This is a genomic window from Bacillus sp. FSL W8-1127 (assembly GCF_038006725.1).
In the GTDB taxonomy this organism is placed as follows: Bacteria; Bacillota; Bacilli; order Bacillales; family DSM-4216; genus Bacillus_O; species Bacillus_O smithii.
This window is the reverse complement of the sequence record NZ_JBBOVU010000001.1, coordinates 2674698-2692863: the sequence shown is the minus strand read 5'-3', so window position 1 is coordinate 2692863 and position 18166 is coordinate 2674698. Positions and strand designations below refer to the sequence as shown.

Annotated in this window: 14 protein-coding genes, 1 pseudogene and 1 other annotated feature (1 of these 16 running past the window's edge); of the genes and pseudogenes, 8 read left to right on the top strand and 7 right to left on the bottom strand. The window is 42.5% G+C overall.

All coding sequences use genetic code 11. From position 1 onward, the window contains the following. Positions 1 to 7: a binding site (T-box leader), on the top strand; it begins 211 nt to the left of the window's first position. A gap of 78 nt (positions 8 to 85) precedes the next feature. From leuS to NST12_RS12590, 3 genes are all read left to right on the top strand, one after another. Beyond that, entirely contained in the window at positions 86 to 2497 is a 2412-nt protein-coding gene (gene leuS / locus NST12_RS12600) for a leucine--tRNA ligase (protein WP_327803725.1), read from the top strand. A gap of 157 nt (positions 2498 to 2654) precedes the next feature. Continuing rightward, on the top strand, positions 2655 to 2969 hold the full coding sequence (locus NST12_RS12595; protein WP_327797769.1) for a rhodanese-like domain-containing protein: 315 nt from the start codon (positions 2655 to 2657) through the stop codon (positions 2967 to 2969). Between the two features lie 532 nt (positions 2970 to 3501). Beyond that, on the top strand, positions 3502 to 4929 hold the full coding sequence (locus NST12_RS12590) for an NAD-dependent succinate-semialdehyde dehydrogenase (protein ID WP_341030076.1): 1428 nt from the start codon (positions 3502 to 3504) through the stop codon (positions 4927 to 4929). Between the two features lie 696 nt (positions 4930 to 5625). Here the strand turns inward: NST12_RS12590 and NST12_RS12585 are convergent. The 3 genes from NST12_RS12585 to NST12_RS12575 all read right to left on the bottom strand — a co-directional run bounded on the left by NST12_RS12585 (position 5626) and on the right by NST12_RS12575 (position 9518). Next, complete coding sequence (locus tag NST12_RS12585; protein ID WP_341030075.1) at positions 5626 to 7821, bottom strand: methyl-accepting chemotaxis protein; 2196 nt, start codon at positions 7819 to 7821, stop codon at positions 5626 to 5628. A 561-nt stretch (positions 7822 to 8382) separates the two neighbouring features. After that, entirely contained in the window at positions 8383 to 8925 is a 543-nt protein-coding gene (locus NST12_RS12580) for a chromate transporter (protein ID WP_003355715.1), read from the bottom strand. Then, complete coding sequence (locus NST12_RS12575; RefSeq protein WP_003355714.1) at positions 8922 to 9518, bottom strand: chromate transporter; 597 nt, start codon at positions 9516 to 9518, stop codon at positions 8922 to 8924. The genes NST12_RS12580 and NST12_RS12575 overlap by 4 nt, the downstream gene beginning before the upstream one ends. Positions 9519 to 10023: 505 nt before the next feature. On the opposite strand from NST12_RS12575, the gene NST12_RS12570 reads away from it, so the two are divergent. Next, on the top strand, positions 10024 to 10215 hold the full coding sequence (locus tag NST12_RS12570) for a sporulation protein Cse60 (protein ID WP_040341861.1): 192 nt from the start codon (positions 10024 to 10026) through the stop codon (positions 10213 to 10215). Positions 10216 to 10324: 109 nt separating this feature from the next. On the opposite strand, the gene NST12_RS17150 is transcribed toward NST12_RS12570, so the two are convergent. Continuing rightward, on the bottom strand, positions 10325 to 10888 hold the full coding sequence (locus NST12_RS17150) for an aminoacetone oxidase family FAD-binding enzyme (RefSeq protein ID WP_445662331.1): 564 nt from the start codon (positions 10886 to 10888) through the stop codon (positions 10325 to 10327). Beyond that, entirely contained in the window at positions 10885 to 11592 is a 708-nt protein-coding gene (locus tag NST12_RS17145) for an aminoacetone oxidase family FAD-binding enzyme (RefSeq protein ID WP_003355709.1), read from the bottom strand. Before NST12_RS17145 ends, NST12_RS17150 begins: the two co-directional genes overlap by 4 nt. Before the next feature lie 129 nt (positions 11593 to 11721). Between NST12_RS17145 and NST12_RS12560 the strand changes: the two genes are divergently transcribed. Both NST12_RS12560 and NST12_RS12555 read left to right on the top strand, forming a co-directional pair. Beyond that, positions 11722 to 13347 carry a putative polysaccharide biosynthesis protein gene (locus NST12_RS12560; protein ID WP_048623856.1) on the top strand — a complete coding sequence of 542 codons (1626 nt, stop codon included), beginning with the start codon at positions 11722 to 11724 and terminating at the stop codon, positions 13345 to 13347. Positions 13348 to 13399: 52 nt separating this feature from the next. Next, positions 13400 to 13973: pseudogene (locus NST12_RS12555) on the top strand (pseudouridine synthase). Between the two features lie 51 nt (positions 13974 to 14024). Here the strand turns inward: NST12_RS12555 and NST12_RS12550 are convergent. Then, a complete protein-coding gene (locus NST12_RS12550) occupies positions 14025 to 14243 on the bottom strand; it encodes a DeoR family transcriptional regulator (protein WP_003355705.1) in 219 nt (72 codons plus the stop codon). Positions 14244 to 14568: 325 nt separating this feature from the next. Here NST12_RS12550 and pepV point away from each other — a divergent pair, with 325 nt between their 5' ends. Together pepV and dat are read left to right on the top strand one after the other, a co-directional pair. Beyond that, positions 14569 to 15984 carry a dipeptidase PepV gene (gene pepV / locus NST12_RS12545; RefSeq protein ID WP_341101410.1) on the top strand — a complete coding sequence of 472 codons (1416 nt, stop codon included), beginning with the start codon at positions 14569 to 14571 and terminating at the stop codon, positions 15982 to 15984. A 70-nt stretch (positions 15985 to 16054) separates the two neighbouring features. Beyond that, on the top strand, positions 16055 to 16915 hold the full coding sequence (dat, locus tag NST12_RS12540; protein WP_327823847.1) for a D-amino-acid transaminase: 861 nt from the start codon (positions 16055 to 16057) through the stop codon (positions 16913 to 16915). 230 nt (positions 16916 to 17145) lie between these two features. Here dat and cysK read toward each other — a convergent pair whose 3' ends face one another. Beyond that, positions 17146 to 18075, bottom strand: a complete 930-nt coding sequence (gene cysK, locus NST12_RS12535; protein WP_327803737.1) for a cysteine synthase A — start codon at positions 18073 to 18075, stop codon at positions 17146 to 17148. Positions 18076 to 18166: the final 91 nt, after the last annotated feature.

Sequence of the window (18166 nt, the reverse complement as noted above, 5' to 3'; positions counted from 1 at the left end):
CCCAAACTGGGGGACGGGAGTTTTTTTCTATTTTTCCTGTTTTGATATACCAATATCGCTGAAAGCAAAGGAGGAGATCAGCTACATGAGTTTCGACCATAAAAAAATCGAATCGAAATGGCAAAAATACTGGGAAGAACATAAGACATTCCGAACGACGGAAGATCCGGACAAGCCAAAATTTTATGCATTGGACATGTTCCCATACCCATCCGGCGCCGGACTTCATGTCGGTCACCCGGAAGGATATACGGCAACCGATATTCTTGCCCGAATGAAGAGGATGCAAGGGTATAATGTTCTCCATCCGATGGGGTGGGATGCATTTGGATTGCCGGCGGAACAGTATGCCCTTGATACCGGCAACGATCCTGCGGAATTCACGGAAAAAAACATTGCCAATTTTAAACGTCAAATCAAATCATTAGGATTTTCATACGATTGGGATAGAGAGATTAATACTACCGATCCCGAATATTATAAATGGACGCAATGGATCTTTTTAAAATTGTATGAAAAAGGTCTTGCTTACATAGATGAAGTTCCGGTCAACTGGTGCCCGGCTCTTGGCACTGTTCTGGCCAACGAAGAAGTCATTGATGGCAAAAGTGAACGTGGTGGTTATCCGGTTATTCGCCGCCCGATGAAACAATGGGTATTAAAAATTACAGCTTATGCTGATCGACTTTTGGAAGATTTGGAAGAATTGGATTGGCCTGAAAGCATTAAAGAGATGCAAAGAAACTGGATCGGCCGCTCAGAAGGGGCAGAAGTTCGTTTCCAAGTCGATGGCCATGATGAAACATTCACTGTTTTCACAACAAGACCGGATACTTTGTTTGGAGCCACTTATACTGTTTTGGCCCCTGAGCATCCGTTAGTGGAAAAAATTACGACAGCGGAACAAAAAGCAGCGGTTGAACGCTATTTAGAACAAATTCAATCAAAAAGCGATTTGGAACGTACCGATTTGGCAAAAGAAAAAACGGGTGTATTTACTGGCGCTTATGCGATCAACCCTGTTACAAATGAAAAGATGCCGATTTGGATTGCCGATTATGTACTGATGAGCTACGGAACAGGAGCGATTATGGCCGTTCCTGCCCACGACGAAAGGGACTTCGAGTTCGCTAAAAAATTTGGACTGCCGATTAAAGAAGTAGTCGCCGGCGGAGATGTGAACAAAGAAGCCTACACCGGCGATGGTGTGCATGTCAATTCCGATTTCTTGAACGGATTAAATAAAGAAGAAGCCATTGCCAAAATGATCGAATGGCTGGAAGAAAAAGGGGTCGGATCCAAAAAAGTAACATACCGTCTGCGCGACTGGCTGTTCAGCCGCCAACGTTATTGGGGAGAACCTATTCCGATCATCCATTGGGAAGACGGAACGATGACTCCGGTTCCGGAAGAGGAATTGCCGCTTATGCTTCCAAAAACAAAAGAAGTTAAACCGAGCGGAACAGGGGAATCGCCACTGGCCAATATCGAAGAATGGGTTAATGTAGTGGATCCGAAAACCGGCAAAAAAGGACGCAGAGAAACAAACACAATGCCTCAATGGGCCGGAAGCTGCTGGTACTTTTTAAGATATATAGATCCGCATAATCCAAAAGCATTGGCTGATCCTGAAAAATTAAAGGAATGGCTTCCTGTTGACATTTATATCGGCGGAGCGGAGCACGCAGTTCTCCATCTTCTTTATGCTCGTTTCTGGCATAAATTCTTATACGACATCGGAGTAGTGCCAACGAAAGAACCGTTCCAAAAGTTATATAACCAAGGAATGATTCTTGGTGAAAATAATGAAAAAATGAGCAAATCGCGCGGGAATGTCGTCAATCCGGATGAAATCGTTGAAAGTCATGGCGCTGATACGTTGCGTCTTTATGAAATGTTTATGGGACCTTTAGATGCCTCCATTTCATGGAGTACAACCGGACTTGACGGGGCGCGTCGTTTCCTTGACCGTGTTTGGAGACTGTTTGTGGATGAAAACGGTCAGCTGAGCAGCAAGATCAAAGAAGAAGGAAATGCGCTTGAAAAAGTGTATCATCAAACGGTTAAGAAAGTGACGGAGGATTATGAACAGCTCCATTTTAATACGGCGATCTCGCAATTAATGGTGTTTGTCAACGAAGCGTATAAAGCCGATTATTTGCCAAAACCATTTGCTGAAGGCTTTGTAAAACTGTTGTCTCCGATCACCCCTCATATTGCGGAAGAACTGTGGGAAAAATTGGGGCACAGTGACACTATTGCGTACGAACCATGGCCTGCTTACGATGAATCCAAGCTAGTGGATGACGAAGTGGAAATTGTCATTCAAATCAATGGCAAGGTACGCGCGAAACGGACCATCGCCAAGGATGCGAGCAAAGAGGAAATGGAAAAACTCGTTCTCGCCGATGAAAAGATTCAAGAACAGTTGTCCGGAAAAACGATTCGAAAAGTGATTACGGTGCCGGGTAAATTGGTGAATATCGTAGCCAATTAACCGGTGTTGTGTCCCCGCCCGCTTAACTCACGGCATTATGGCGGGGACAAATGAATAGTGCGAAAAAGAACGTCGACTGTCCAAAATTTTGAGCAGAAACTCCGTTCTTTAAACCATTGCAACAGATCATTATATTGATTCAGAAGGAGATGGCAGCATGCAAGAAATTCCAATCATTACACCAGAGGAATTGAGAGAAAAGCTGGAAAAGGGCGAAAAACTCAATTTAATTGACGTTCGTGAAGAAGAAGAAGTACAAGAAGGAATGATCCCCGAAGCCAAACACATCCCAATGGGAGAAATTCCAAATTCTCTTGATCAGCTGGACAAACAAAAGGAATATATTTTTATATGCCGCTCCGGACGTCGCAGCGAAAATGTTTGCCATTACTTGCAAGAGCAAGGATACAAAGTCCGCAATATGATTGGCGGCATGTTGGAATGGACAGGAAAAGTTCAACCTAAAAAATAGTAAGATCACAATATGAATGTTTCAGATGTTTTGGCTGTCGATAAAGTCGGCAGCCTCTACGTTATAATAAAAGCAATCGGATTTCCGTTCACAGGAAGCAGCCGATTGAATCTGTTTTATACCGCCTCTCAGTACAAAAAATCACCAAATGGAAACTTACAGTGTTATGATAAAAAGAGAAGATTAAAGGAGGTGGTAAAGAAATTCGGCAGTTATGAAGATTTTTGTTTTTACATGTTTACGGTGAATTTTCTTTTGAAACCATACCTCCTCTAAGATACAGCAGGAATATCTTTTGTAAAACGTTCATCAAGACTGTTAAGACAGGGGCCGATGAATGAAGGAACTTTGTTTTGCTTGACACAATGGTTGTTTATGAATGAAAATTTTTTTCTTTTAATTTTCAAAAAAATCTAAAAGAAATGAATATGGAATACATGGATTACCTGATATGATGGATGTCATGATTTCGATGCGACTAATTTGAAGCCGCTTGCAAAAATCGGAATGATAGGGATAGGAGGAATCAAGGATGAAGGTTGCACCCATGTTTATCGACGGTGAATGGACCGGAACGGAATTGCCTACATTTGATGTGATCAACCCGGCAAATGGAGAAGTGATTGCGGCCGTGCCAAATGGCGGGAAAGAGGAAGCGAAGAAAGCGGTGGACGCCGCATATAATGCTTTTTTGTCATGGTCCAAAAAAACAGCAGGCGAAAGAAGCGCTTTGTTGTATAAATGGCATCGATTAATTGATGAACATAAAGAAGAAATTGGCGAGATCATGACTAGAGAACAAGGGAAGCCGTTAAAAGAAGCCATCGGGGAAGTAGATTATGCAAACAGTTTCATTTCTTGGTATGCGGAAGAAGGAAAACGTATTTACGGGGAGACGATTCCAGCTTCTCACGAAAATAAACGAATTTTAGTGCTAAAACAGCCGGTTGGGGTTGTGGCAGCCATCACGCCTTGGAATTTTCCGGCTGCTATGATTACAAGAAAAGTGGCTCCGGCATTGGCGGCAGGCTGTACAGTTGTCGTTAAGCCTGCTGAGCAGACGCCTCTTACAGCGTTTAAATTAGCAGAATTAGCCGAAAAAGCAGGCATACCGAAAGGCGTTCTGAATATTATTACAGGAAATCCGCAAGAAATTGGCGAAACATGGCTGGCGGATGAGCGGGTTAGAAAAATCACTTTCACGGGTTCGACTGAAGTTGGAAAGATTTTGATGCGTGGTGCGGCTGATACGGTGAAAAAAGTATCGCTTGAATTAGGAGGTCAAGCTCCTTTTATTGTATTGGACGACGCGAATATCGAGAAGGCGGTTGCGGGAGCTATTGCCTCCAAATTTAGAAATGCCGGACAAACGTGCGTATGTGCCAACCGAATTTATGTTCATGAAAAGATTGTGGAATCTTTTACTCAAAAAATGGCAGAGGCCGTTCAACAATTAAAAATGGGCAATGGTTTGGATCAAGGAGTCGAAATTGGTCCGCTGATTGATGAAAACGCTGTGAAAAAAGTAGAAAGACATATTGAAGATGCGGTGGAAAAAGGTGGAAAAGTGGTGATCGGTGGCAAAAAAGCGGATCAATACAAAGGATTCTTCTTTGAACCGACAGTGATCACAAATGTTACGGATGAAATGCTTTGTATGAATGAAGAAACATTTGGTCCGCTCGCTCCTATCACTACGTTCCAAAGTATTGAAGAAGTCATCCAAAGAGCGAATGACACCCCTTACGGCTTAGCAGCTTACGTCTTTACAGAAAATATCAGCAAAGCCATTCAAATAACGGAACAACTTGAGTATGGCATCGTTGGCTTAAATGACGGTCTGCCGTCTGTTGCCCAAGCTCCTTTTGGCGGCTTTAAGCAAAGCGGTCTCGGACGCGAAGGCGGCCACCACGGTATGGAAGAATTTTTGGAAACCAAATTTGTATCGATTGCTTTCTGATTTTCGCAATCATAAAAAAGCCTTCCACTTGGCGATGGAAGGCTTTTTTATGTGCGCCCGGCATGTACATGAACTATAGGGTGTAAGTCCCGAACCCCGAAGACAGAAGTAGAGGTTAGCCAAGAGCAAGGGTGTCCGTGGTGACGCGGAATCTGAAGGAAGCTGGAGGCAAAACACCGGTCCGAGGAACACGAACCTCATATAAGGCTAGGTATGATTGAGTGAGTTTGCATAACAAAACAAAGCTCTTTCTGTCGAAGGTCATATCGAGTAAATGAGGCGGATAGATGGTGTGAAAGTGCATGTACTTACCCGGGGAGGTCTGGCGGATATGTGAAGTACTCTTCATAACCTACTTAGTGATAAGTAGCTGAACCGTCAGAAGTCAGCAGAGGTCATAGTATTAGTTGGTCTAGAACAACTAAGAAGGACCGAACAATTAAGAGAGAATAGCCCTTGGTATTCAGTGAGTCATGATGAACACAGAAAACGTAGTACCTCACTTGAGGGAGGAAGCGGTGAATCCCGTGGGAGACCTCTTGGAGGGTGGAGTGACCACTGGCATAAAGAGAACAGCTATTCACGGAAGTTATAAAGACTTGCGTCAATTATCTTAATTGAACCGCCGTATACGGAACCGTACGTACGGTGGTGTGAGAGGACGGGAGTTAATCGCTCCCTCCTACTCGATTTCGTTCATGAAGGAGAATGATCGATTCCGTTGTTTTTGACAGTTTGTTCTGCTGTTAAGTTGAATTTGTCGACTAAACTTCTGAGGGTAGACACGACTAGTGAACTTTGTTCAGAAGCGAATCGTGCATCTTGGATTAAGTTCACCATTTTTTTGGTCGATTCGTCAACGCTTTCGACGGTATGGGCATTTCGCTCATTAATGACGGCAATGTTATTGATAATCTGCTTCATTTGTTCTGTGGCTTCATGGGAAGCGGCAGCTTGTGACATGGATTCCAACACTTCCTGTACATTGTGAATAAAGTCTGCTCCTTTTTTGACTTCTTGGCTGCTGTCTTGAATCGCATTTTGAACGAGAACAGAACTTTCTTTAATTTTTTCTAAAGTTTTGCTGATTTCTTCTGTCGCAACGGTCGTTTGGTCTGCCAGCTTGCGAATTTCATTGGCCACTACGGTAAAACCTCGTCCGTATTCTCCAGCTCTTACGGATTCAATCCCCGCGTTGAGAGCCAACAGATTGGTCTGCTTGGCAATGTGATTGATCGTTTCGACAATACGTCCAATATTATTGGACAGTTCCATAAAGCGATCTGTTAAATTCAAGGCATTATGTACTTTTTCCACGATATCATTCATTTTTTGATCAATGCCTTGCACTTGGGTTTGAGCTTGTATCAATTGTTCTTGGGATAATCGCTCCAGTCCTTGTAAAGTTTGATGAATTTGTTCCACCTGTCCTCTGGCTTCATGAACCTCATTTAATTGCTGTTGAATGGCCGCGAACATTCCGTCCATTTGCTTGATCACCGAAACAGAATCGTTTTCAACCAGAACGGTTTTTTCCCGCAGAAATTGATTGGTTTGTTCCACGTCCAATGCGGCGAATTTCACTTTTCCTATCAATTCATCCTGACTGTCTATCATATTGTTGACCCAACGTCCCAATGATCCAATTTCATCATTGATCAGAAGCCTTGTATCTAAGCGGGTAGTTAAGTCTCCGCCGCCTTCCGCAATTTTTCGCATCATATTGGTTAATTGCTTTAATCGAGAAGCAATAGGCACCAACCCTCTTTTATAAAACAAATAAGTGGCTAAAATGCCGTATAATCCATTGAGGAGCAAATCATACCAGGAAGGCGAAAATCCGAAAAATGATATACATTGGTTGAGAAGAACGCCGATGAAAATGTAAAAAGCAAAACGTATGCCTAATCGCCAGCTAATGGAGCGGGTACGGTACACCTCTTCTAAATCAGCCTCACACATCATTCCCCACACATCCAGAGATCCCGGCAGCTGAAACGTCACACCCTTCCCTATGACGGGGATATGACGGTAGTCAGGATATCCGGGGAAATGAACAAAAAGATTTTCCCCTTTTCGAATCGTATTTTGAACACCGGGATGTAATTCTTTTGTGGCCGGATCGGTAAAACGAATTTCAAATTCTGTATGGTTTTTGATTTTAACCAATCCTCCGTCTTTCGTATGGACCCCGTCTTTTAAATTTTCGCCGAAAGTAAAGGTACGGTCTTCGAAACGGCTGCGTGATAAAGCAATTCCTTGGGGAAGCGACGGATCAAAATAGGATTTTACTAAAAAAATATAATTGTCACCGGAATCAGGATAAACGTGACCAGCCTCCCGCTGAATGAGGTCTCCGACTACATCATTGGGAACGCGTCCTGCCAAGATGGAATGCAGATCCTCTTGCAATATGACGGGCTGCAAGAATAATAACGTCACTTCATCGTGAAATTGGGATGTCCTTGGCCCAATCTGCAGAGTCGTGGGATCCAAATACGGACCGTATAAAAGACGTTCCTTCGTTTGAAGGACATAGTCGATCCCTTTTTGGAAAGAGTGATGATTAAAATCATTCTTATGGTTAGGAAAAGTCGTACTAGTCACTCTGTTTTCTGTATCCAACAGAAAAAGTTCTGTAAAATACCGGCTTTTTGTCAACATTTTTTTCAAATACAGATCAATCTCAGAAGGCAAAATGCGTTCAAACTCAGCAGTCATGTTTTCTAAAAAACTCCACTGTTCATTGGCCCATTCTGTTAATAATTCGACCCTCGTTTTGGCGATGTCTTCGAAAATTTCTTCAATGGTTCCCGTGCTTTTTCGATTTAATTGATAGGACCACCACAGTGGAAATCCTTCTCGAACTCCCAAACCCTTAAATAACCCCAATTTTTCTACCCCCTTCAAAAAACGGCTGTAAAAGAAGCGCAATGGATTAACCAAAAATTATGTTAGAATATCTAACATATTATGTTAATATTATATTCTGATTAATCGTTATTTTCAAATCTTTTTTGGGATTTCATCCATTATTCCAGATTGGTTAAAATTATTATATTTCCGAAGAAATTCCGATTTTTCAACGAAATTCAGACTGTCAAGTGTGTTTAACGGATGACTGAAAAAGGGGGCATAGTGAAAGTTTTTATCAAGAAGCCGATGACAAGTAGTATTAGCGTGGCAAAGAAAGGAAGCGGTATGATGCCATCGTAAAATCGCTTTTCAATCTTTCTTTTCAACGTAACAGATCGTTTTTTCAAAGAAACAATGAACCTTTCATCATTTTTCTTTCGAATATTTAAGGCACGAGGATCATTAAGTATGATCGACATCATAAAAGAACTTTGCAGAGCCCACAAAAAATGAAAATGGGCACTGCGTTTTTGAGGAAATCCAAAAATAGAAGAAAACGTTGGCGGGAAGATGGGAAACGATTTTGTTTCTCATCTTTTACATACTATGTTGAAGGACAATGCCGCCATAAGCGAAGGCAGCTACGATGACGAGAGCAGGGTGGAGTTTGAGTTTTTCCATCGCCCAAAAGGAAACGGCTGCAATGCCGAGTGAATGCCAAATTCCGATGGAAGAGATCGAGCTTTTTCCCATTTGCCAAGTAAGGACTACCATCATAATGGCAATGACCGGCTGCACTAAGAGAGTCATTCCTTTGACGACGAGTGAATGCCGGTGTTTTTCAAGTACTCTTAACAAAAAGATGAGCGCCGCAGCAGATGGTATGACAGTTGCTCCTAAAGCGACGAGCATGCCTACCCATCCGCCTGCATCAAACCCTACAAAGGCGGCAATTTTGGTGGCGATGGGGCCGGGAAGGGCATTTCCAAGGGCAAGCATATTGGAAAACTCTTGATTATTTAACCAATGGTAATGGGACACGATTTCTTCATACATTAAAGGAATAGACGAAGGGCCGCCGCCATATCCAAGGGCGTTTGCCAAAAAAAATCCGATCATCAGTTGAATCCAAACAGTCATGCTTTTTCGCTCTCCTTGTTTTTATGTTCTTTTTTCCATTTGGCAGCCGTCCGAAAATGGATGCTTCCATAGGCTAAAAAGAGAATGATCACGATGGCTGGATGAATATGGACCGTTTCTAAAAGCAGAAAGGCTAAAAGAAACATAGCGATGCCCATCACTTTTCCTAATCCATCGATCGTTTTTTTCGCAAATTCATAAGCCATGACCCCGAGCATGACAGCGACCACAGGCGCTACTCCCGCGATCATCCCGGCCACTACTTTTGAAGTGCTTAGCACGGAGACGACAGACAATAAAGCAATCATGGCAATGCAACTAGGAAGTATATGGGTTATGACGGCGAGAACCGCTCCAACGTTTCCTTTTAGTTTATAGCCAATGTAGGCGGCCATTTTCGTGGCAATCGGTCCCGGCAAAGCGTTTGCGATCGCTAACGTTTCTCCGAATTCATCATCTTCCATCCATCGATATCTTGTGACGGCCTCGTATCGAATCAGAGGGATAACGGATGGACCTCCTCCGTATCCGAGAATTCCGGTCCGAATCATCGCTATGGATAACTGCCAATAGAGCTTCCAAGAGTTGTTCAATACCCTTTCTCCTCCTTTTACTGCTGTCTCTTCTTCGTTTATACGTTTATCCGAGACCAAGGCAACAAGTCGTAAATATTCTGATTTCCGTCTCTTTCATGGAATATATGATTATAGGATGAAAAATAAATGATCCTAATGTTCTCTTAAAACAAAATTTCATTATGTTTGACTTTAAAACTGCTTTGCCCGTTTTCAAAGATAAACGGCCGTTAAAACAGCAAAACGATAAACATTCCCCGGCTCCCTTTAGGCTCATGTCAAGATCTCTCACTTAGCACTCCATTCATCGAACGGGAGTGTGGGGGGATTTTTCCAAGGAAAGATCGACGGACGTTTCCGGACGTACCTCAATCACTTCAAAAAACCGTTGATGAGCCGTGGTCGGGAAGGAGCTGCCGTCCTCCAAATTGTATGCTTTTTCCTTGCAAAAATCTAGAATGCGATTAAATTTTCGGAAAATTGGAAAAGATAATTAAAAAAGGAAGTGAAAGGAGTAACAATGATGATTCAAGTCAAAGTGTTTGATTATGAGCATGAAAAAGACTTGGAAGAAGAAATAAACGCATTTTTAAAAACGGTGGATGAACCAAATATTGTGGACATAAAGTATCATATTGCAGCGATGCCGGAAGAGGAAGAAGAGCAAATTTATTGTTTCAGCGCGATGGTGGTTTACCGGAAAGAAAAACGATGATAAGAAAACGGCCGAATGGGTCGATGAAACTTTTCGGCTTTTTAAAAGCAAAGAATGAAAGAAAACGCCGTCTATGCAAACGGCGTTTTAGGTTGAAACGCAACTTCTATTAATTTTGTGTTGTCCGATATTTTGCGGCGTTCAGGCCGGCAAGCCGCCCTGTTACAAGAGCAGAGGTGATATTGTATCCTCCCGTATATCCATGGATGTCCATGATTTCACCGCAGAAAAACAAGCCCGGTCTTTTTTTCGATTCCATCGTTTTTGGCTCGATTTCTTTTACGGAGACGCCGCCGCCTGTGACAAACGCTTTTTCGAGTGGGAGCGTGCCGTTTACCTGAAAAGTAAAATGTTTGCACAGATGGACGAAATTCCTGATTCGATCTATTGGAAGAGTGCTGCAAGGCGTATTTTCGTCAATCTCAGCTTTTTTCAGCAAAAACAGCAAATATCTTTCGGGCAGCAGGCCTTTTAGAGTGTTCTTGACCGATTTTTTCGGATTGTTTTTCACTTCTTGATTCACTTTTTGAAACAGTTCTTCCTCGTGAAAGTCAGGAAGAGAATCTAGGTGCATCGTCACTTTATCCAAATTCCATTTTTTCATCGCTTTGACGACAAACTGACTGCAGCGCAAGACGGCGGGTCCGGAAATGCCAAAATGAGTAAAAATCATGTCCATTTGATGAGTAATGATTTTTTTCCTTTTGGATTGAGGACGCTTAAAGCGATGTCTTTTAGTGAAAGGCCCTGTAACCTTTTTTCTTGAATAAAGGGTTCGTCGCTCGTAACAGGAACTTCCGTCGGGTATAGTTCGGTAATGGTGTGGCCGGCTTTTTTCGCCCAAGGATAGCCGTCGCCGGTTGACCCGGTATGAGGCACTGATTTACCGCCGGTTGCGATCACGATGGCACGACCGTCAATGGTCGATCCGTCGGCCAAGACAATGGTGTGTTTATGGTCTGTTTCAAACAGAATATCTTTGACGGGAGAGTTCGTTCGAATTTCGACTTTCAATTCATTTAAACGGCGCAATAAGGCGTTGACGACCGATTGTGCGTTATCCGAAACGGGGAACATACGCCCGTGATCTTCTTCTTTCAATTGGACTCCTAACTGTTCAAAGAATGTAATAATATCCTCGTTATTAAAAATCGAAAAGGCACTGTACAAAAATCGGCCGTTTCCTGGTATATGCCGAATCACTTCCTCGATCGGCCGCCGATTCGTTACATTACAGCGTCCGCCGCCGGAGATGGCCAGTTTGCGGCCAAGTTTGTTTCCTTTATCTACCAAAAGAACGTTTGCCTTCTTTTCGCCGGCTGCGATGGCCGCCATTAGACCGGCAGGACCGCCTCCAATCACAATAACATCATACATATTGTTACCACCTGCTTTACCATCTTTTTCGACACTAAAAAGACTATGAAAAAGTTTGTCAGAAACTATGTAAAGTTGTAAACTATGTCTTAGTGCATTTCAACATTTCTATGATCAGGAAGGGATGTTATGGCTTCAAAATTAATAAGAGGAACTTTTATTTTAACACTAGGTACGTTTATCTCAAAATTTATTGGCCTCTTTTATGTGATTCCCTTTTATGCCATTATCGGTGGGGAAGATGCCGCTTCGCTTTATCAGTACGGCTACGTTCCTTACATGATTTTTATCAGCATTGCCACAGCTGGTGTACCGCTGGCGGTATCAAAATTTATTTCCAAATATAATGCACTTGAAGAATATTCGGTAGGGCGAAGGCTTTTTAGATCAGGACTCGTATTAATGACGATAACGGGTTTCTTGTCTTTTCTCGCCATGTATGAATTTGCGCCATTTTTTGCAAAACTTGTGATTACTAATAAAGATCAAACTTATTCGGTGGAAGACGTGGCTACCGTTATTCGGGCGGTTAGTTTCGCTTTGATTATCGTCCCGTTTATGAGTATCATGCGCGGCTTTTTCCAAGGCCACCAATCCATGGGACCGTCCGCTGTTTCGCAAGTCGTAGAACAGATAGCACGTATTTTATTTTTATTGATCGGGGCTTATGTCGTTTTGCATGTTCTGCATGGCACGATTGTTTCCGCGATCAGCGTCGCCACTTTTGCAGCATTTATCGGGGCGGTTGCCGGCCTTCTGGTGCTGTTTTGGTATTATTGGAAACGAAAACGGCATTTGAACGAACTACTGAAGCAGGACAGGGGAGAAGTGAACGTTTCTCTCTTTGATATGTATAAAGAAATTTTTGTTTCCGCGATTCCATTTGTTTTTGTCGGCATCGCCACTTCACTGTATCAGTTGGTGGATATGGTGACGTTTAACCGAGCGATGACCGCTATTGGACAAGCCAAAGCGGCTGTTCCTGCTTTCGGTATTTTAAATTTCGGCTCGCAGAAATTGGTCATTATTCCGGTTTCGCTTGCTACTTCTTTTGCCATGACGCTTGTACCGTTAGTGACAGAATCCTTTGTTTCAGGAAATATGAAACGGGTAAACGATCAATTAAATCAGACGTTCCAAGTGCTGTTATACTTGACGGTCCCGGCTTCTCTCGGCATATCTCTGCTGGCAGAGCCGTTTTACACAGTCTTTTATGAACATAGCACTCTTGGCACGGAAATTTTGCAGACATATGCCCCTGTGGCGATTTTGTTTGCGCTTTTCCAAGTAACGGCAGGGATTTTACAAGGAATTAACGAACAACGCTTTACCGTCTTCAGCTTACTTGTGGGAATTCTTTTAAAACTTAGTTTGAACATTCCTTTGATTAAAATGTTTCAAACAGAAGGAGCTATCTATGCGACGGCGATCGGTTACATGGTTTCCATTATCATCAATCTTGTGGTGATTAAAGCATTTACGTCCTATTCTTATCGAGTGGTTTTTCGTCGGACGGTATTAATCCTTCTGTTCAATTTGATCATGTCGATTTGCGTGATCGTCGCCTATCATCTTCTTGCGCATTTCTTGAACCCGGCAAGCAAGCTTCAAGCATTGATCATAATCGGAATATGTGCTTTGGTGGGGGCTTCCGTCTATTTTTATTTAAGTTACCGCACTAAATTAATAGGGAAAATGTTCGGCAAGAAAGCGACGCTTCTCGGGAAAAAATTGAGAATATCTAGGGGATTATGATGATCCTTTTGCTTTTAGCTGCTTGTGGTTCCCATCTTCAAGGAGGTTCATGATGAGAATTGATCGCATGCTGGCCAATCTCGGCTATGGAAGCAGAAAAGAAGTGAAAAGTCTGTTGAAAAAAGGGGCGGTGCTCGTGAATGGGGCACCGGTCAAAGATGGGAAAACGCATGTTCAACCACAAACGGACAAGGTAGAAGTTTTGGGGGAAATCGTTCATTACAAAGAATTTGTCTATTTTATGATGAATAAACCAGCCGGTGTTATTTCCGCCACAGAAGATTTATATGAGGAAACAGTTGTAGATTTGTTGGATCCAAAAGATCAGGTGTTTCAGCCGTTTCCGGTTGGAAGGCGACGGATATGTAACGAAGCCGGCTCAATTGAACATTCTTCAAAGCGGGATTCGTTCTCATATTGAGTTAACGATTACTGAAGGGAAATTTCATCAAGTCAAAAGAATGTTTGAAGCCGTCGGAAAACGAGTCATCTATTTGAAGCGTCTTAAAATGGGGCCACTCACATTGGATGAAGAACTGAAACTAGGAGAGTATCGGGAATTGCGGCAAGAGGAGATCGCTTCCTTGCAGCAGTACGTCCTGATGCGAAAAAACAGCGAAAGATAAAAAAGAAAAGCGATTTCCCGTCCGATTAAGCGGGAATCGCTTTTTTTCGCATTAGGATATTTTCACTTTCTTAGACGTTGTTGTCCATTTGCCCCTGCTAGGGCTTTGAACTAAATCATTGTAAACTAACACATTTAAGTCGCGTTGGATAGTGCGAGGAGTGATGCCAAACTCATCGACAATCTGTTGCGTAGTGACAGTTCCATTTTCTTTAATGAACATGTAAACGGACTTAATCCTAGTCAACATCCGATTGGTTGAAGGTTTCAAAAAACCACTCCCTCTTCTTTTTTCCAGAGGCAATAACAACGGACGACTTATGTGGTATATTTTTATGTAACGATTTTCGTTTCAGACAACTCCTTTGCAAAGAAATTTAAGATGTCTGATAATTACATTATACCCCTTTAGGTGATATTTTACTATAAAAAAAACTTGAATTTACTGAAATTTTGCCCCAAATGTGGATAATTTATCCCGTTGTCGTAAAATAGCAGTTTTTGATTAAAGGTTTTTTCAATGGCGAAATGTTTTTTTTGCAGGCCGGGAAGAGTAAAATAAAAGAAGAAAGTAAAGAGTTAAAGGAGAACAAAATATGGCTGAAATTCGTTGGAACGAAGAAGTCGAAAAAAGAAAAGAGGAATTGATTCGCGATTTGCAATCATTGATTCAAATAAAAAGCGTTTTGGATGAAAGCCATGCGACGAGTGACGCTCCGTTAGGAAAAGGAGTAAAAGAAGCGCTTAATTTTATGCTGAAATTGGGAGAAAGAGATGGATTCAGCAGCCGCAATGTCGGAAATGTGGCAGGTCATATTGAATTTGGCCAAGGGGATGAGCTTTTAGGAATCCTTTGTCACGTAGATGTTGTTCCTGAAGGAGACGGCTGGTCTGTAGAGCCGTTCGGCGGGGAAATCAAAGACGGAAAAATATTTGGGCGTGGCTCCATCGATGACAAAGGTCCGACGATGGCGGCTTATTATGCGATGAAAATTGTTAAGGATCTTGGAGTGCCGATTAACAAACGGGTTCGAATGATTATCGGAACGGATGAAGAGAGCGATTGGCGCTGTGTCGACCATTATTTTCAGGTCGAGGAAATGCCGACTTTTGGATTTGCTCCCGACGCGGATTTTCCTATAATTTATGCAGAAAAAGGAATTGCTGATTTTGATATCGTGCAAGCGGCAAAAGAGAAGGATGCGGCTGAAAGCGAGGTAGAAGTGCTCTCCTTTCAATCGGGAAGACGGTATAATATGGTCCCTGATCACGCAAAAGCGGTTTTGATGATTCATCATGGGGAAACAAAAATTTTGCAGCAGTTTTCTGATTATTTGAGAGAAAACGGTTTGCAGGGCAAGTATTTCATGGACAGAGGCGATCTGGTCCTGGAAATGGAAGGAATATCCGTGCATGGCTCGGAGCCTGAAAAAGGAAAAAATGCGGGTTTGTATTTATGTGATTTCTTATCTCGTTTAGATCTGCCAAAATACGAAAAAGATTTTTTCCAATTTGTTTCTCATTATTTTCATCAAGATTTCACAGGAGATTCATTAGGCCTCGCTTATGAAGATGATATAACAGGCAAATTATCGTTGAATGCTGGCATTCTTTCTTTTGACCGGAATCGTGGAGGAAAAATAGGAATCAGTATGCGTTATCCTGTCACCTTTCCTCTTAAAGATCGTATAGATCAGCTAAAAAACAGTCTTCGTGAAAAGGGATTGGCCATTGAAAATTTCTCTGACAGCAAACCTCATCATGTAGACAAAGACCATCCGTTTATTCAAACGTTGGCGAATGTATATGAACAGCAAACCGGTGAAAAAGCGGAACTTTTGGCCATTGGCGGAGGAACGTACGCACGTTCGCTTGATACGGGGGTTGCTTTTGGAGCTCTTTTTCCAGGAAGACCGGACGTCGCCCATCAAAAAGATGAGTATATGCTTTTAGAAGATTTATGGAAAGCAACCGCGATTTATGCTCAAGCCATATATGAATTAACAAGATAATAGAAAAAGCTGACGGCAATTGGATTGATTTGATTGAGTTTTCAATGAAGAGGGAATGGGGGAGATACCGATGGAATGGGTGCTGTTAAATGGGGAGTTTTTCCCGAGAAAAGAAGCCAAAGTGGATATTGAAGACCGCGGCTATCAATTTGGCGATGGAATCTATGAAGTCATCAGGGTTTATCATGGTAAAATGTTTGCTGTCGATCAGCATCTGTCTCGCCTTCAATCAAGTGCGGAAAAAATTTCCCTTCAAAATCCTTATACAAATGATGAATGGAAAGCCTTGCTTGAAGAATTAATTGACAAAAATGAGTTGGATGGAGGAAGCGTCTATTTACAATTGACACGCGGTGCGTCTCCTAGAGCTCACGCCTTTCCTGATTCAAGCGTTTTACCTGTCGTGGTGGCATATACTAAATCATTCGAAAGGCCTGACAAGGAAAGAAAATATGGCGTGAAAGCGCTGTTTGTGGAAGATATTCGCTGGCTGCGATGCGATATTAAAAGTTTAAATTTGCTGGGGAATTTGCTGGCAAAGCAAAAAGCGGCTTCCGAGGGGTGCTATGAAGCGGTGCTTCATCGTGGAGAAACTGTAACGGAAGGCGCCTCTTCCAATATTTTTATTGTGAAAAACGGAGTTGTGCAAACACATCCGGCAAACAACTTGATTTTAAACGGAATTACTAGGCAGGTAGTCATTTCGTTATGCCAAGCAAACAGCATTCAAGTGGACGAAAAGCCGTTTACGAAACAAGAACTGCTGCAAGCAGATGAAGTATTTCTTACTTCCACTACGTCCGAAGTTCTTCCTGTTGTGGAAGTAAACGAGAAGCCGGTGGCTGATGGAAAACCAGGTGCGGTTACGTTAAAAATACAGGAGTTGTTAGAAAAAGAAATCGAAGCTTTAAGTAAAATTACTGAAGGATAGAGATAGAACAGAAAAAGAAAGAATAGTGGTTTAGCCAAAGCTTTTCAGAAGGGATAGAAGGCTTTGGCTTTTTTTATGAATGTGACCCCTTGCGGATTCCGGGCAAAAATATAGATGGAAAAATACCCCACCAAAAGGTTCGGCAAAAACGTGGTTTTTCCGTTATTTTTGATGGGTCCAGCATATTCCTTGGGGAGTAAGGAATACTGCTGGTGGACAGGCACGAATGATTAATATCGGAAAAGATCGCTTGATAAATAACGTTCGCCTGTATCAGCTGTCATACAAACAACGACGTCATCTTTTGAAAGCTCGCTTGCTACTTTGATGGCAGTAAAGCAAGCAGCACCGGATGAAGGACCGACAAGAATACCTTCTTCTTTGGCCAACTTGCGGGTCATTTCATATGCTTCTTCATCTTTTACTAAATGGATTTGATCATATACTTCCGTATTCAAGGTGGCAGGAATAAATCCCGGACTTGTCCCTACAAGTTTATGTTTTCCTGGTTTTCCGCCCGATAATACCGGCGATCCATAAGGTTCGGCAACATGGACTTTGAGATTGGGATAGTGTTCCTTCAGTACTTCACCGGTTCCGGTAATCGTTCCTCCAGTACCGGATGTCGCTACAAAAGCCGTCAACTCTTTTCCGAGTTCTTTCATGGCCTCAACGATTTCGATAGCGGTAGTGCGGCGATGGGCATCCGGGTTGGCGGGATTTTCAAATTGCATGGGGATAAAGCTATTTGGTATTTCCTCAGCCAATTCTTTCGCCTTTTTGATGGCTCCGGGCATTTTTTCGTTTCCTGGAGTCAGAACGACTTCGGCGCCGTATGCTTTTAATAAGTTAATGCGCTCTTTTGTCATGGAATCCGGCATCACGATAATGGCGCGATATCCTCTAGCCGCTGCATTCATCGCTAGACCAATGCCGGTATTGCCGCTCGTTGGTTCAATAATGGTGGATCCTTTTTTCAACAGTCCCGCTTTTTCTGCTTCCACAATCATATTATACGCGGCGCGGTCTTTTACACTTTTGCTCGGATTGAAATATTCCAGCTTTAAGTAAATATCGGCCCCGTTTTTGGGATTAAGACGGTTTAGTTTTACCAAAGGTGTATCGCCGATTAGATCAGCTATGTTTTGAACGATCTTCATTGTTTACGCCTTCCTTTCTAATCTTCATTATTCATCATACCTATTCTTAGAGGTCTAATCAACTTTTGCAGATTTTATACTTTTTCCCATT